This window comes from Paenibacillus sp. 1182, assembly GCF_017833915.1.
Taxonomy (GTDB): domain Bacteria; phylum Bacillota; class Bacilli; order Paenibacillales; family Paenibacillaceae; genus Paenibacillus; species Paenibacillus polymyxa_D.
Genome location: NZ_JAFICR010000001.1, coordinates 593,925 through 609,915, shown reverse-complemented (window position 1 = coordinate 609,915; position 15,991 = coordinate 593,925). Strand labels below are relative to the sequence as shown.

Sequence of the window (15,991 nt, the reverse complement as noted above, 5' to 3'; positions counted from 1 at the left end):
ACAATTTATCATTTGTCGGGTGACAAGAACATTGTTACATTCCCGATAGGATTTCATCGACGGCGACAGAGGCCCTTTTATTAAACTAAAGGGCAGGATAGTCAATTTTTTCACAAATACTTTACATTTGAAAGATATTTGCGAAATTCGTAGATAAGAGGTTATGAGAAAGTAATGTAAAATAGATATTAATTGTAATTTGCAAGAAATATGTCGTACCGTTCGGCACAATAGCATGCAGCGCTTCCATGAGCTTGAGTGAGGAAACTAAATCATTTCCAGGGAGCTTAATGATTAAGTGGATCAATTCGAAAGATCCCAGGAAATAAAGAAATGATCTCGCCAAATTTGGAACTGGGATTCATAAATTCAACGGATTAGCATTCAGTTCTAATAATCTTGTCCAACTCACGGGAAACATTAGTTCAATAAAATAGCGACAGTCGGTAAGAAGTTCTCTTGTTTTCAACTATCCATTCCCCTTTATATATTAATACCAATTACAAAAAAGTCCCAAAAACAAATGTTTTTGAGACTGGGTTAAAAACCAAGTATTCTTGTTTACTGACTGGTACCCTATGCTACATATTCATTTTTTCCTGCGCCTATACCCGTGATAAAGATAATAACAGAAGTTAAAACTAACATCAGTAAGGAAGTATTCCAATTATGTGTTACATCATGCAACCATCCAAATAAGACAGGGCCGATAGCAGACAAAAGATAACCTAATGATTGAGCCATACCGGATAATTCTGCTGCCTCATTCGTATCTTGAGTGCGTAAACTAAAAAACATCATAGCTAAACTAAAGGCAAATCCCACTCCAATTCCAACCATAATTATCCATATTGGAATAAGGATCGTGCTTCCGTGTAAGATACCGAATACCCCTCCAATAAGCAAGACGACTGAAACCAGTACTAATGGATGCTGCTTCTTTAAACGTCCAGCTAAAATAGAGACAATAAACGTAGTAGGAAGCATAGCAAATTGCATTAAAGACAACATCCAGCCAGCTTCATGAGTGTTCAGCCCTTTTTGTTCAAGAATTTCAGGAAGCCACGTTATCATGGTATAAAAGATTAAGGATTGAAAACCCATAAATAACGTGACATTCCATGCTAGTTTAGAATGCCATAAGTTTATAGATTTAACTTTCTTTTTAGTTTGTACAAATCTAATAGATTTATGTTGATTTTGTATTAGTGGTAACCAAAAGAAAAGTGTAAGAAGAGATAAGATTCCCCAGCATCCGAGACCTCCTGACCATCCTAACCCTGATAATGAGGAGATGGAGATACTTATACCGGATCCAATAGCTCCACATAAATTCATAGAGACTATATAAATCCCTGTTATCATTCCTACATTTTGTGCAAAGTTATGTTTAATGAGACTGGGGAGTAATACATTACCAATGGCAATACATGAACCAATTAAGATTGTTCCTATAAATAAGGTTATTACACCACCAAAAGAACGTATTCCAAATCCAATGGTTAATAAGATTAAAGAAATAAATAGGATAAACTCCGTACTAAAACGTTGAGCTAACTTAGGGGCAAAAGGGGATAAGAATGCAAAAGTAAGTAAAGGTACTGTAGTTATTGTCCCTGCTAGTATATTAGATATGCCTAAACTGTCACGTATAGAATTTATTAGTGGACCCACTGATGTTAGTGGGGCTCTGAGATTGGCTCCCATTAGGATGATACCTATAATAAGTAATCCTATTCTAGGCTTTAGATCCGGTTTCGGTTGTCCTAGTTGATTGGTTTTTTGTGAAATACCCATGATCGCTATAGATCCTCCGTATTTAATACTAAAGCTTTTCTAAATTAGGTAATCAATTCATTTATTGTTTGAATTGCCACACTTCCATATTGTTCCACAATAGTAACCGTAAAGCAGAGAACATAATAAAATGTTGTTTTCTACTTGACGGTTACTTTTAAACATTTTAATTAAATTAAGCGAATTTTTGGACTTCTCCCGTTAGTTAATAGGAGAACGACAAGCCCCTACTTTTATACCTAAAGAATTATAGTGATTTTTTATGTTTATGATGGCTTGACCACTTGTAACTTTATTAATTAATTGTTTTATCTTCCAAAGGTCTACTGGTTTATTCATTAATAAGTCATTAAAAATTTGTTTGATTTCTTGTGGGTAAACATTTCCTACCATACTAGAAAGTCCATTACATCCATTCATTATCTTTTCTATAAGATTTACATCTCCACCAGCGAACATGATGAAATCATCTGGTAAGTCAGTATTATGGTGACGTTTGGCATCACTCTCTTCTTTAAGTCCTACAAGGTTAGAGTACTTCTGGTTAATAACAGTCTTTAATGATTCAGCACTTAGCTCAAATCCTGTTCGGAAAGGATTATTATAAAGGACAACGTTTTTGGTGGTATGTTGTAGCAGCTCATTGATATAAGAAATAGCTTGTTGTTGTGTCGGCTGAATGTAAGGTGGAAACTGAATTAGAATAGAATCAAAAACAGATTCCTCAAGCTTTTTAACCAGTTTTATTGCATTTCTTGTTGTTGTAGCTGATACGCCAAACATCAGTTCAACATTTTCAAATTTTTGTTGATTAAAATAATCAATAATATGGATACGCTCTTCAATGCTCATTGAATTTTGTTCGCCTGTCGTAGCAGACACAAGTAGTGAATCTATCCCGTTATCTGTTAAATGTTTAACAATAGGATTGAATCCTTCTAAATATAAGCTCTCATCATCACGAAAGGGAGTTGGAATAGCAACATTAAAATTTTTCATCAGTTATATCCTCCAGTGTATATACATTACAAGAACTAATTTGTACATAAGGTCAAATACTAAATCCTTTCAGATAATTTTTAAAAGGTATATTTGAATGACTAAATTGTTCTATGTTCATGTTGTTTAAAGTTTGGTTACATTCTTCAGGCCAAAAGTATTAACTAATCTTTTCTAGTTATTCTTTATTTGTGTATCTGGTTTGACTATGTGACGAGGTGTACTACCCACCGGTTTCTCTAAAAACCAAGTGCCCATTGAAGTAAGAACCGGTACATTTTGAAACGTGTAAATAATAGCATCCTCTGTTTGCTAAGTGTTGCAATGCTCATGAGCAGAGCAAGGAGGAGCTAAGAATAGGTCGCCTTTTTTCAATTCAATCTTTTCTCCATCCACGATACTATAACCCTCGCCCTGAAATACTAGATTGAGAGCTACATTAGTATGACGATGAGCTTTATTAAGCCCACCAGGTTTAAAAATTTGGACGACTACTTTCATAGTTGATGAAGTTCCATGCGTATCCCCTGTATGATTATGAATGAGTGACAATGTTCCACGGCCACTTTAAAGAAAGCCTTCCGATACAGATTAATTGAGTAATGGATAAATGTCTTTCCATTTCCATGAACATGCTCGAACGGCAGGCTTACTACTCTTTATTAAAAACTCACTGTAGTAGATAATCTCTGTTTTTTGACTACCCATCTTATCACCCCCACAAAATTTTTACACAGTTTAAAGAATTTATACTTTTAGGATTAAATGGATCTCTGTGCAACTAATAGTCTAAGACAGTTCAATCAATAGTACAATTCAATTATTTATATAATAACCATAGGTTTAACCTATGATATAATGTGTAATATCTAAGATTGTTTATAGTATTCCTATTGAAATTCATGTTAATAAACTTGCAAAATGTAAAGGTAGGAACTATTACCGTTTAAATCAGGAGGCTTAAGAATGGAGTTAAGACAACTTGAATATTTTTACGCTGTGTGCCAAGAGCTACATTTTACAAGAGCAGCAGAAAAGGTAGGGATTTCTCAACCTTCTTTAAGTCAACAAATTCGTTTGTTAGAACATGAAATTGGCACACTTTTATTTGATCGCATTGGTAAAAAGACGGCTCTTACGGAATCAGGGGAATTACTCTTAAAGTATACACGTAACATTTTTCATGAACTGGAACAGGCAAAAACCTCAATAGATGAACTAAATGGCCTTCAAAGAGGAACCATTTCTATAGGCACCTTGTTAACCGTTGAAAATTACCTCATTCCGCCCACATTACGTAGTTTTCATCATCTATATCCTGGTGTTAAGATATCTGTGTTTGGATTACGTACTGGGGATATTCAAAAACAACTGTTAGAAAATAAGCTGGATATAGGCATTGTTTTTTTACCTATGAAAGGGGATGAATTAGAAACCATTTCTTTATATAGAGAGGAAATGGCGTTTGCAGTGCCTGTTGGACACCCGTTAGAGAATCAGGATAAATTAGGTATAGAAGTCTTGCAAACAACACCTTCCATCTTACTTCCTGAACAATATTTTATAAGACAGCTTATAAATAAAGCTTGTAAAGATGTGGGGTTTATTCCAGAACCGGTCTTTGAAATTACAACCATGCAATCTTTAATTAATATGGTTATAGATAGGATAGGGGTAACTATATTACCGCGACCTTACTTAGAGTACCTTAACCATCCTCGTATCAGAATTATTCCCATTTTAAATGTTAATCTTGCTCGATATATAGGAATTATCTACAGGAAAGATAAATACCTGAGTGCTGCGACACGTATTTTTATTAATACTCTAAAAGAGACTTCACTCCATTTGACTCAGAATTTTATGAAAGGCACTGATTAAACAGTCCACTCATTTTATTAATCTTTATTTATATACTACTGGACATATAAAAGAAAGAAGCTACGACGGTCAGTTCTTTTTTGGATTGGAAAAGTCAGAGGGAATAGCTTCAGGTGCTATTAATATGTAAAGAGAACGGAAAAGTCACCATTTCAAAAATAATAAGGTCACCTTGAATCACTGATTGAATCGTATCAAAGGGCAATCGCGTAGGTAAAGATGCGTACGAAAAACCGTATTGTGATGGTGGGCAGACTTGAATTATCTCAATTCAGATATGAATTTGACTTTTGAGAAAATAATGAGGTTTATACTAGATGCCATCGCTCCATTTAAGAAGGAATGACCCATTTTGCGTTAACAGACTTGGATCTAAGTCTACAGAACAAATTTCCAAGGAGTGCATTGGTACTTAGGGGAGCGGTCGAGGATTCAGCCGCTCCAAAAAAGTCAAACAGTCCTCCTTTTATTAATGGCTATGATGTGCATGTGCATCCGGCGCACCTGACTCTATAGTGCACATAATGGATTCATCGTGTCTATGCTGTTCGGACTCGATCTGCAAAGTAGAGTGAGGAATGTTCTTATGCTCCAGCATATGCTCGATACTATGCAGTAGGGCCTCGGTTTCATACACTGTTTTATTTCCATCAACTACAATATGCGCAGTCAGAGCGTTTAAGTTGCTAGTAATTGACCAAATATGCACATCATGTACGGCTTTCACACCTTCGAACTGCGAAATGGCTTGTACGACTTCCTCTACATCAATGTTACGGGGTGTTCCTTCCATAAGCACATGCAGGGAAGACTTACTAACAAAGTAACCACTGCGAAGGACAAGTACTGCGACAATTACACTAGCAAGTGGGTCTGCCCAACCCCATCCCAAGAACATCATCAGAAGAGCGGCAATAATCGCTCCAACAGATCCCAGCATATCGCTGAGGACGTGCAGATAAGCACCTCTCATATTCAGGTTGTGCTCTGTATCGCTACCTCGCATCATAATCCAGGCAACGAGTATATTAATGAACAGGCCAACAATACTGATAACTAGCATCCCTACTGTAGCTACTTCTGGAGGATTTATAAACCTTTCAATCGCTTCGTAAAAAATGTATAAGGCAATCGCAATCAGAGTAACACCGTTTAGCATTGCAGCCAATATTTCAAATCTCCTGTAACCAAAGGTTTTTTCCTTATTGACAGCTTTCTCTCCAAACTTAAACGCGAACAAAGCGATCGCCAACGCAAGAGAATCCGATAACATATGACCTGCATCCGAGAACAAAGCTAAACTATTGGTAATAAATCCACCAAAAGCTTCGACCAGCATGTAAGTAGTGATGATGATGAAGGAGATCAGCAAAACTTTTTTATTGTTGTGTCGATGTCCATGATTATGTCCTGCCATAAATATCCCAGCTTTCTATTTTATTAACATATGAGCAACTGTTCATATGTTTTATTGACTTTAATTATATGTGGGGAAAATCTACACGTCAAGTGCAGCATGGCGCAACTGTACAGTGACAACAAGTTTATCCCTTACGAGGAATTTGTAATATTTAATGCGGCGGCTATTAGATAGAGTTACTTATGGGAATGACATAAGATAATTTCGCTTTAATCGAAATTATAGGATTTATTTCGACATAATTAGATTCTCTTAGAAAAAGGAATATTGAAGTATTTGACGAATCATTCCATTGATACAATTTCTCCCATAATGGGGTGAATGTATGTACACACCTACCAAGTTAAATAAGATTGGGGTAAATAGATGGTTTGCTTTTAGTAAGAAGCTTAACTGAGAAGTCACGTTTTATGGAGAGCTAGAATATGATCACTAGGTATTAATTGGAATGGATCCAGAGGTAACAAATTATTGCGAAAAACCATTTGAAATCAACCACTCATATTTAAAATCTGATTTTTTGACTCTGAATTACTATGCCAGTGACACAGCCAAAGCCTGTCCAGAGGTTGCCGATGAACAGTGGTCGGGAGTTAATGTCTCTGGTATCAAGGGAGAAATATCTGGCTTCGAAACACATCCGGGCTTCTATGAAATGTGCGAGAATCCTGCTCTGGAGACTACAGACTGGGCTATAGATCCAACTGGACTGGAATACATTTTGCGTGATATTTATACAAGATATAATATGCACTTGATGATCACAGAGAATGGTCTTGGTGCATACGACGAGTTGACCATTGATGGGAGGATTCATGATGATTACAGAATTGATTATTTGAAAAAACATATCCTCGCAGTTAAAAAAGCGATTGATTTTGGTGTAAAGGTCATTTCCTATAATCCGTGGTCTGCCATCGATTTATTATTCACTAGTAACGGATATAAAAAACGGTATGGATTAATTTATATAGATCGAACAGATGATGATATCAAACAATTAAAGCGTTATAAAAAAGATTCTTTTTATTGGTACAAAAAAGTTGTTGAGTCAAATGGGAAAGAAATTTAAGGACCCGTTGAACAAGAAACTCCGCTGAGAACTTTAATATGAGTCCCTTATAAACTCCACGAACAAGCCACTAATCTGTTAGTCTAGGATTAGTGGCTTGCTGTTGTTGGTAGACAATACAAAGTTGCTCTAGAAGTCGTCTAAATGGAGGCTTTAGGGGCAATGAAACCGTCACATATCAGCTGAGTCTTCTCGGTTCATTAATATCTAAGCCAGGTTTATGATTAGAGCATTCTTCGAAGAAGCAGAAGTGTGAATGTTCAAAATTTGTTCAGTCATACCATGCTAAAATCTTCGTATCAAAATAACAGCCAAAACCTACAAAGGAGACAGTGATTGTGTGAACAGGAAAGCAGCATCGTTTCATATATAATATTTATTTAATGTATGTCGATATTGCAATGCATATAATCGCATCCTGATTTTAGTAGGCCAGGGGAATGTTATTTAAGGCAGCGGCGATAAAACAAACTGAAAAGCGGGTAACCGTTCTTTCAATGAACGGTTATTTTTCATGCTTAAATTTAAATTTTTCCTTGAGAGAAAATAGCGTTGCTGTACTTAGTACTATATGAGATGAGGTGGCATTAGCCTAAACAATTCAGATGATTTTATTTGTCGCATAAGAAGGAGGAACTTTTATTGTTACCATTAATTAAGGAATTTCGTCTAAACCAAAAGCTTACTTCTTATTTAAAATTAATCCTAGTGGTCATTATTCTTGCCGCAGCTATTGTTCCCGTCGCCCCTTCACGGGCACATGCTTTTTACGGAACGGGAAACGGTACGGAACAGAACCCTTATATCATCACGACAGCGGCGATGCTGGATGGTATCAGGACTAATCCGAACGCTTATTACAAATTGGGTGCTAATATCCAATTAACGGATTGTACTTGGAACCCGATTGCCAATTTCTCGGGTGTGTTCGATGGGAACGGATACACGATTTCCGGCTTGACGATTAATCAGCCCTTGTCAATGAATGTCGGTTTTTTTGGCAATTTAATGGCTACAGGTATTGTTCGTAACGTTCGGTTAATGGATGTTAACATAATCGGAAATAGGAACGTAGGAAGTGTTACTGGTACAAGTTTCGGTCAAATCAGTAATGTATTTGCATCCGGCAGTGTAGAAGCGCTCGGAGAGGGCACCTATGATTATGCGAGTGGTCTGGTCGGGTGTTAACAACGCGTCGATTACTAAGTCTATATCGGCTGTCAACGTGAGGGGAACCAAATCTACTGGATATGTTGGAGGAATTGCAGGCTATAATATTCAAGGCACCGTCAGCCAAAGTTATGCGACTGGCCAAGTGGATGGACTGTCCCGCGCTGGTGGTTTAGTCGGATACAATTCTAACGGAACCGTGAGCAATTCTTACTCAACGGGTTCAGTCACAACGACCTTCAACCGAGCTGGAGGACTTGCTGGACAAAATGCTGGCTAGGTAACAAACAGCTATTCCAAAACAACGGACACATCACTTTCACATCAGGCGAAGATTTCGTTATTTATGATTGACCTTTCGAATAGGCCAATAACAGCTGGAACTGGGATGAACTTCCTATAAGCAACCTTAGTTTGTTTATCGCTTATGTTGCTTAAGTTTTTATCGAAAAACGCTCATGGTACGGCTTCTTATAACAGAAAAGGTGGGGCTATATGCTGATAGTGGGTATGAGGATTTACAATATACATTTGATTGTTTTCCCCTGAATGATTAATATAATGGACAATGTCATAAACCTACCGTATTAAAAAAAGAGATGAGGATTACGATGAATAAAGCAAAGATTCTTATTATCGAAGATGATGCCCCGATTGCCGACTTGCTTTCGTACGGGCTTTCTATGGAGGGGTTCCAGACACGCACAGCGGCCAGTGGAGCAACGGGAATGCATGAGCTGCAGTCGTTTCAGCCCGATTTGCTGCTGTTAGATTGGATGCTACCTGACCAGAGCGGTCTAGACATTTGCAAAAAGGTGACAACGGACTATAACATACCGATCTGCATGATTACAGCCAAATCGGACATTACCGATAAAATTCTAGGCCTTGAATTCGGTGCCGATGATTATATTACCAAGCCTTTTGATCTGCGCGAAGTTGTTGCACGCATTCGAACCATTTTGCGCAGAGTGGAGCAGGCGAACAGCTCGGACAGGGAAGAAGCCACGAAAGCCGTCATTCGGTTTGACAATATTGAAGTGATCGAAGAAGAACGACTCGTCCAAATAGAAGGCCGTCCTGTTGAATTGACCCCCAAGGAATTTGATCTGCTTATGATGCTGGTTAAACATCAGGGCAAAACCTTTACACGTTCCGAACTGCTTGATCTGGTGTGGGGCTATCATTTTGTCGGAGATACCCGTACGGTTGATACGCATATCCAGAGACTCCGCAAAAAGCTAGACGCCACCGAATGCATTACTACCGTCTTCGGAATCGGGTACAAATTTAAAAAAATGGGTGGATAAGCATGATACGTAAAATCAGCATCAAATTCCTGATCGGTTTTTTTCTGATTTTTTCGCTTTCTTTTGTCGTGCTCAATCAGACAGTCAAGGAATTTATCCGGACAAGCAATCAGAATCTGGTTACCTCCGAACTGATCGGACTGAAAAATAACAGCAACGTGTATGTGCGTCAGGCTTTCCTGATTAACCATTTCAGTAGCAATGAGCTGTATTTTGGAGAAATTGCGAGGGAAATAGCAACTAATCTGAACCATACCACGGACAGCAGTATTGGCGTGTATACGGTGGAGGGCAAATTGCTTTATGCCCCGGACAGCTCCATTTTTCAGCAGCACATGCAAAGCGATCTGCAGCAGGCGATTGGTGGCAATACAGCGTACAGCATTACTTATGATCGTAATAAGACGACTGTCCTTTTCTCCTATCCGGTTGTTATAGACGGTTCAAAGGTGGGCATACTGCGTTTTTACAAAGATTTCAGCTCACTCTACGAACAAACCGGACAGATTCGGCAGATTACCCTCTATATTGCCCTGGCGATTTTTGCGGCAGCTTTTCTGTTTTCCTATATTCTTTCCAGGCATATTACCATCCCGCTGACCAGACTGACGCAAGCCTCCACTGAGGTGAAAAACGGGAATCTGGATATCCGCCTTCACTTTAAACGCAGGGATGAAATTGGCCGACTGGCTGAGAATTTTAACGATATGATTGATCAAATTAGTAGACAGATTCATATTATTGAGAAGGACCGGGACCATTTGAAAGAGCTTCACCAGCAGGAAAAGCGCTTTTTTGACAATATTACTCACGAACTGAAAACGCCATTAACCTCCATTCTGGGATATGCGGAGCTGATCAGAATGAACGGTGAGAAAGACCGTGCTTTTTTTGGCAAAGGGATGAATCATATTATCGAGGAGAGCAAGCGCCTGCATGCGATGGTGCTAAAACTACTGGAAGTTTCACGCAAAAATATCATGATCAATGAGCTTGATCGGGTAGATATCGGGCTAATTCTGCAGGATGTGTGTGAATCGATGATGATCCGGGCACAGCGCTATAAAAAGACCATTGAATATGAGATGAATGAGGAATTGATGATGTTGGCCGATAGGGACAGAATCAGACAGCTGTTCATCAACTTGATAGATAATGCGATAAAATATAGTTTGCCGTTTTCGGTAGTAACGGTAAAAGCAGTACGGGCAGAAGAAAAGATCCGCTTGATTTTCAGCAATCCAAGCGATCCGATTGAGGCAGAACATCTGTCACACCTGTTACAGCCATTTTATCCAGCTCATTCCGACAGTGCGGAGGAAGGCAGTGTAGGATTGGGGCTCAGCATTGTGAAATCCATCGTTGAAGAATTTGCGGGTTCCATCTCGATTGCAAACGAGCATAATGAAACCATCGTTACGGTAGAATTTAAAGCGCTGGAAACCGCGGGAACGGAGAATGAATAATGGGCAATAAATATGTTGTAATGCTGCTGGTCCTATCTCTCGTGGTATTACTGCTGTCAGGATGCGGTTCAGAACCAAAAACAGAGACCGTCGTCATCGCCGACAGCAATGAAGTTTCCAGTACCGATCAAAGCTCTCGGCCGTTTCAGGTCCAAAAAATATATCGGCTTCCGGATCGTTTTGCAAATCGGGGGGAGCTACTGGGATGGTCGTCTGGAAATGCCGTTATCGCATCGTTCGGAGCCATGACCATACTGAAGCGAGGCACGGTGGAACGTTTAACTTATCCGTATGAGCAGAGCAAGGCCATACCCGGAATCGGTAAGGTAACTTCCAATACGACACTTTCTCCCGATGGGAAATATATTTGCGAATTTTCTCGTTCTTCCTCGGAGACAACCCTAAGGCTTATTTCCTTGCAGGATGGCAAGGAAAAGGAAATAGACAGGATCAGTACTAGAAACGAGTCTTATGTACAATATGTTTCCTGGTCGGCCAACAGTTCGTATATCGGCTACCTGGTAGAAAATCCGTTTGATAATGGAGCGGATAGCCTGTACATCTACGATATGGGGTCTCAAACTTCTGGCAAGTATCAGTTAAAAGGCATTATGAAGGAAGACACGCTTTTGAGTGTTAACATTGCAAATGATGGCCGCAGCATACTGGTGGAGTTGTTTGGTGCAAAAAAAGGTCAGAAAAAGATACTAACCATGGGGAAAGTTTCCGGGAAGAATATTGAATTTCAATACGAGCGTCAGATTGGTGGAGATTCAGTAGCCTGGATGAATAACGACCAGTTTGTGTTTCTCGGAACGGATAATTCACTGTATGAATATGATCGGCGAAACGGCGAACTCTCCGTCATTCTGGAAAAAGTGTTTGATTTTGAATTCTCGCCTGACAGGAAAAATATCGCATACACCGAGTATGATCAAAATGTTACTTACGTAGGCAAGGTGCAGGGAAGAAATATACTGTATAAGGAACCGGTGTATCGCGGAATTGTGCCGACGCATATATACTGGAATCCGAACAATAAAAGTGTACTGCTTCAAGGACAAAAACAATTGGATTCCTCGCAGACTGCGTCAACGGATTCTCCTAGCAAGGAGTCATTGATCATTGAATTGAAATAGCGGTGAGGATCGCCATGTTTGTAGACGTCAAAAACCTTATTTCGGTTGTTCAGCCGGAATAAGGTTTTTCTTTTTGCAACCGTTGTGACAATTTGTTTACATGTTGATCAAACTTTCGCGACATCTTTTTTTTATAGTAAATGAAGCAAGATCATTAGCCTATAAGGACAAGGAATGGACCATAGTGAATGGAAACCGGAATTTGCACCTGAATCAACCCATAAAACGTTATATGACCGGCCTGGATGGGCTAAGAGCCATCTCTGTGCTTGCTGTTATTGCTTATCATCTTCATTTCAGATGGGCAGAAGGTGGGCTGCTGGGGGTGGAGATTTTCTTCGTCCTATCAGGATATCTGATTACGGATCAGATTCTTTTCGAATGGAGGATGCGCAGTGGTTTCTCCATTATACAATTCTGGATCAGACGAATGCGCAGACTACTGCCGGCCATGATCTTTATGCTGACTGCAGTGGCACTGTGGCTTTTAATTACTGATTTCTCCAGACTGCAGGCGTTAAGAGGCCATTTTGTATCCTCGCTTTTTTACGTAAACAACTGGTATCTCATTTTTCATCATGTTTCATATTTCGAGAGCTTTGGCCCGCCTTCTCCAATCGGTCACCTCTGGTCGCTTTCCATTGAGGAACAGTTTTACCTCATCTGGCCGCTTGTTCTACTGATCGGTCTGTGCCTTGCGCCGCGACGAGGAAGACTGATGTTATACATTCTGGGTTGCGCCGCCGTATCCGCCATAGCCATGGCCGTGATATACGAACCCGGAACAGATCCGAGCAGGGTGTATTACGGGACGGACACGCGGGTGTTTGCCATTTTGATCGGAGCGGCTCTGGCGATAATCTGGCCCAGCTGGAGACTGAGCGAAAATGTATCCTCTTCGTCACGGACCATGCTGGATATGACTGGCGTGCTGGGCATTGTAATGCTGTTTATCATGATCGGTCAGACCAACCAGTTTGATGATTCGCTGTATCGCGGCGGTTTTCTTTATTTATCACTCATTACTGCAGTTATTATTGCTGTACTTGTTCATCCGGCCAATCGACTGGAACGATGGCTCGGCTGCCGGCCTCTGAGCTGGATCGGTAAGCGATCTTACAGTCTGTATATTTGGCATTATCCAATCATTATTTTGTCAAGTCCGGTGGTGAATACCGAAGATGCCAGCTATATACGTATTGCTCTGCAGGTAACGGCCAGTTTCATAATGGCAAGTCTTTCCTACAGATACATCGAAGAGCCCATTCGTCGCGGGACCCTAAAATCACTCCGCAGGTCAGGCGCTGGCAGCCAGTTAGGCCTTGTCGTCATTGTTATCGCCATTATTCTGGTCCTGACATCATGGAAGACGAATTCACCAGATCCTGTGCCTGATGCTCCAGCAACTGTAAGCCGGGAACCCGTCCAGACAGAAAAGGTGCAATCCGGATTTTCCGATGTAAATACAGGCCATTCCGCAGAAGGAGAGAAGGTCACGGCGATCGGAGATTCCGTCATTCTGGATGCCGCCCCGTTTCTGGAAAAGCAGCTCCCCGGTATGACCATTGATGGCAAGGTGGGACGGCAAATGTCACAGGTTGGGAATGTGCTTGATGACCTGCGGGCACAGGGCAAGCTTGGCAATAAAATTATTATTGAACTCGGCACCAACGGCGTGTTTAACCAGAGTCAACTGAAGTCCTTGCTGACTTCACTACAGGATTCTCGGCAAATTTATCTGATAACGACCAGAGTACCGAGAGGGTGGCAGAATACCGTAAATGACAATCTGCGTGAAATTGCTGGTGAATTTCAAAATGTACGACTTATCGACTGGTATTCGGCCAGCGAAAACCGCAACGATCTATTTTATGACGATGGTGTCCATCTGAAACCAGAAGGAGCTCAGTATTATGCCTCGGTTTTGATTGATGCTATCAAACAGGATAAAACCTACTAGCATGTTAAAGGAAAGGATGAACTAGGTATGAACAAAAAAAATATCAGAAAAGTGAGGGCATTATGGGGTTTTATGATTCTTCTTATCGTCATAGGAGCCATAGGCCTCCATCTACATTCAAAGCAAAATTCGGATGATAACGAACCACGCGGCAAGGATTCTTCTCTATACAATTTTGATGCGATGCAGCCTGCTGCACAAAAGCCTGGGGCTTCCAGTACCAGCGGAGAACAAGCTCAACCATCCGCGTCCTTAAACGGCGAGGGCGTCACGATGATTGGAGATTCGGTTACGGTCGGAATTGAGCCTTATTTAAAAGAGCAGCTTCCGAATATGACGGTAGACGGCAAGGTTGGCCGGCAGATGTCTCAAGCTGTAAAAGTCATTAATGAATTAGCCACCCAAGGCAAACTGGGAGACCAAGTCATTATCGAACTCGGCACCAATGGTCCGTTTAGCAGAGACCAACTGCACGACGTACTGCAATCCCTTTCTGGAGCCAGACAGGTAATCTTGGTCACTACCCGGGTTCCGAAAGGATGGCAAAACACGGTGAATGACACGATTGCACAGGTTGCCGATGAGTTTAGCAACGTCAGCGTGGTGGACTGGTATTCGGCCAGTGTAGGCAAAGATGAATACTTTTATAGAGATGGCGTCCATTTAAAACCAGGGGGTAGCCGATATTACACTTCACTCCTCGTAGCAGCCTTGCAAAAATCTTAAATACAGAAGGGACAGGCGCGTTCATAATTCGGAAAGGAAGAATGACATGACACAGAGGAAAAAGAGGATATTAATTGTAACATTGTTACTTGTGGTCGCTGCTGTAAGCTTTATTTTTTATTATTTCTTTTCGATTTACAAAGGGCTGGAAGGATTTAATAAGGCTCCGGCAAACTCCCCGTTCATTAATGTAAGCACCGATAATACCGAAGCTCTGGAAGCTCCAGCATGGGAGGGAACTGAGCCTGTCAATATTTTGCTGATGGGTGTGGATGCCCGTGGAAGCGACAAGGGCGAGGTACCCAGATCCGACAGCATGATGGTTGTTTCGTTGAATCCTACCGATAAGCATATCCATGTGTTTTCGATTTTGCGTGACACTTATACGGATATTCCCGGATACAGCAAAAACCGAATCAACACGGCTGTTACGCATGGGCCGGATACGGCGATGAAAGCAGTCAGTGAATTGCTGGGGGTGCCTGTTCATTTTTATGTATATACCGATTTCCAGGGGTTTATTAAACTCGTGGACTCTGTAGGCGGACTCGATTTTTATGTCGAAAAGGATATGTACTATGAAAGCAAGGCCGATCTGCATGAGTACGATATTAATTTAAAGCAGGGACAGCAGCATTTCAACGGCAAAACGGCGCTTCAATATGTTCGTTTTCGTCATGATGCCATGTCCGATTATTCCAGAACAGAAAGACAACGCCAATTTATTACGGCATTAGCCGAGAAGGTCAAAACAACGACTTCCATTATGAAGCTTCCTTCCATTCTAGAGGAAATCAGTCCGTATATCGATACCAATTTGTCAGTCTCCGATATGTGGAATTTGGCTTCGGTAGGGTATCAAAGTACGTTAAAGGGAAATGAACAAATACCGCCAATGAAGCTATTAAAAGAAACTTATGTGGGCAAAGCAGCTGTTCTGGATGTAAAAAGTCGAACTGATTTGAAGCAATTTGTGCAAAGTACCATAAACTCCGACGCTTCTCATTCGATGACAGACAATCCTTCCGGGCAGAAAACAGATCTTGAATAG

The 15,991-nt window shown here is 40.6% G+C and carries 14 protein-coding genes; 10 read left to right on the top strand and 4 right to left on the bottom strand.

Going from position 1 to position 15,991, the window contains the following annotated elements; translation table 11 throughout:
* Positions 1-576: 576 nt before the first annotated feature.
* The 3 genes from JOD82_RS02895 to JOD82_RS28985 all read right to left on the bottom strand — a co-directional run bounded on the left by JOD82_RS02895 (position 577) and on the right by JOD82_RS28985 (position 3,297).
* Positions 577-1,797, bottom strand: a complete 1,221-nt coding sequence (locus JOD82_RS02895; RefSeq protein ID WP_069011892.1) for a CynX/NimT family MFS transporter — start codon at positions 1,795-1,797, stop codon at positions 577-579.
* 201 nt (positions 1,798-1,998) lie between these two features.
* Positions 1,999-2,796, bottom strand: a complete 798-nt coding sequence (locus JOD82_RS02890) for a dihydrodipicolinate synthase family protein (protein WP_029515236.1) — start codon at positions 2,794-2,796, stop codon at positions 1,999-2,001.
* Positions 2,797-3,108: 312 nt separating this feature from the next.
* Positions 3,109-3,297: a cupin domain-containing protein gene (locus tag JOD82_RS28985; protein ID WP_245231641.1), complete on the bottom strand. Its 189-nt coding sequence runs from the start codon at positions 3,295-3,297 to the stop codon at positions 3,109-3,111.
* Positions 3,298-3,762: 465 nt separating this feature from the next.
* On the opposite strand from JOD82_RS28985, the gene JOD82_RS02880 reads away from it, so the two are divergent.
* Complete coding sequence (locus JOD82_RS02880) at positions 3,763-4,677, top strand: LysR family transcriptional regulator (RefSeq protein ID WP_029515234.1); 915 nt, start codon at positions 3,763-3,765, stop codon at positions 4,675-4,677.
* Positions 4,678-5,146: 469 nt separating this feature from the next.
* Here the strand turns inward: JOD82_RS02880 and JOD82_RS02875 are convergent, their stop codons facing one another.
* Positions 5,147-6,094 (bottom strand): cation diffusion facilitator family transporter, encoded by a 948-nt coding sequence (locus tag JOD82_RS02875; protein WP_025679519.1) that lies wholly within the window; start codon positions 6,092-6,094, stop codon positions 5,147-5,149.
* Between the two features lie 451 nt (positions 6,095-6,545).
* Between JOD82_RS02875 and JOD82_RS02870 the strand changes: the two genes are divergently transcribed.
* From JOD82_RS02870 to JOD82_RS02835, 9 genes are all read left to right on the top strand, one after another.
* Positions 6,546-7,169 carry a family 1 glycosylhydrolase gene (locus JOD82_RS02870; protein WP_029515231.1) on the top strand — a complete coding sequence of 208 codons (624 nt, stop codon included), beginning with the start codon at positions 6,546-6,548 and terminating at the stop codon, positions 7,167-7,169.
* Between the two features lie 642 nt (positions 7,170-7,811).
* Positions 7,812-8,357 (top strand): M26 family metallopeptidase, encoded by a 546-nt coding sequence (locus JOD82_RS28980; protein WP_245231640.1) that lies wholly within the window; start codon positions 7,812-7,814, stop codon positions 8,355-8,357.
* Positions 8,326-8,619 carry a GLUG motif-containing protein gene (locus tag JOD82_RS28975; RefSeq protein WP_245231639.1) on the top strand — a complete coding sequence of 98 codons (294 nt, stop codon included), beginning with the start codon at positions 8,326-8,328 and terminating at the stop codon, positions 8,617-8,619. Before JOD82_RS28980 ends, JOD82_RS28975 begins: the two co-directional genes overlap by 32 nt.
* 331 nt (positions 8,620-8,950) lie before the next feature.
* Entirely contained in the window at positions 8,951-9,649 is a 699-nt protein-coding gene (locus JOD82_RS02860) for a response regulator transcription factor (protein ID WP_069011890.1), read from the top strand.
* A gap of 2 nt (positions 9,650-9,651) precedes the next feature.
* The gene (locus JOD82_RS02855; protein WP_069011888.1) at positions 9,652-11,115 is read left to right on the top strand and encodes a sensor histidine kinase; all 1,464 of its coding nucleotides are present in this window, start codon (positions 9,652-9,654) and stop codon (positions 11,113-11,115) included.
* The gene (locus JOD82_RS02850; protein ID WP_029515227.1) at positions 11,115-12,254 is read left to right on the top strand and encodes a hypothetical protein; all 1,140 of its coding nucleotides are present in this window, start codon (positions 11,115-11,117) and stop codon (positions 12,252-12,254) included. Before JOD82_RS02855 ends, JOD82_RS02850 begins: the two co-directional genes overlap by 1 nt.
* Before the next feature lie 184 nt (positions 12,255-12,438).
* Positions 12,439-14,214, top strand: a complete 1,776-nt coding sequence (locus tag JOD82_RS02845; RefSeq protein WP_069011886.1) for an acyltransferase family protein — start codon at positions 12,439-12,441, stop codon at positions 14,212-14,214.
* 27 nt (positions 14,215-14,241) lie between these two features.
* Positions 14,242-14,940, top strand: a complete 699-nt coding sequence (locus JOD82_RS02840; protein ID WP_069011884.1) for an SGNH/GDSL hydrolase family protein — start codon at positions 14,242-14,244, stop codon at positions 14,938-14,940.
* Positions 14,941-14,986: 46 nt separating this feature from the next.
* Positions 14,987-15,991, top strand: coding sequence for an LCP family protein (locus tag JOD82_RS02835; RefSeq protein ID WP_069011882.1), 1,005 nt, complete (start codon positions 14,987-14,989; stop codon positions 15,989-15,991).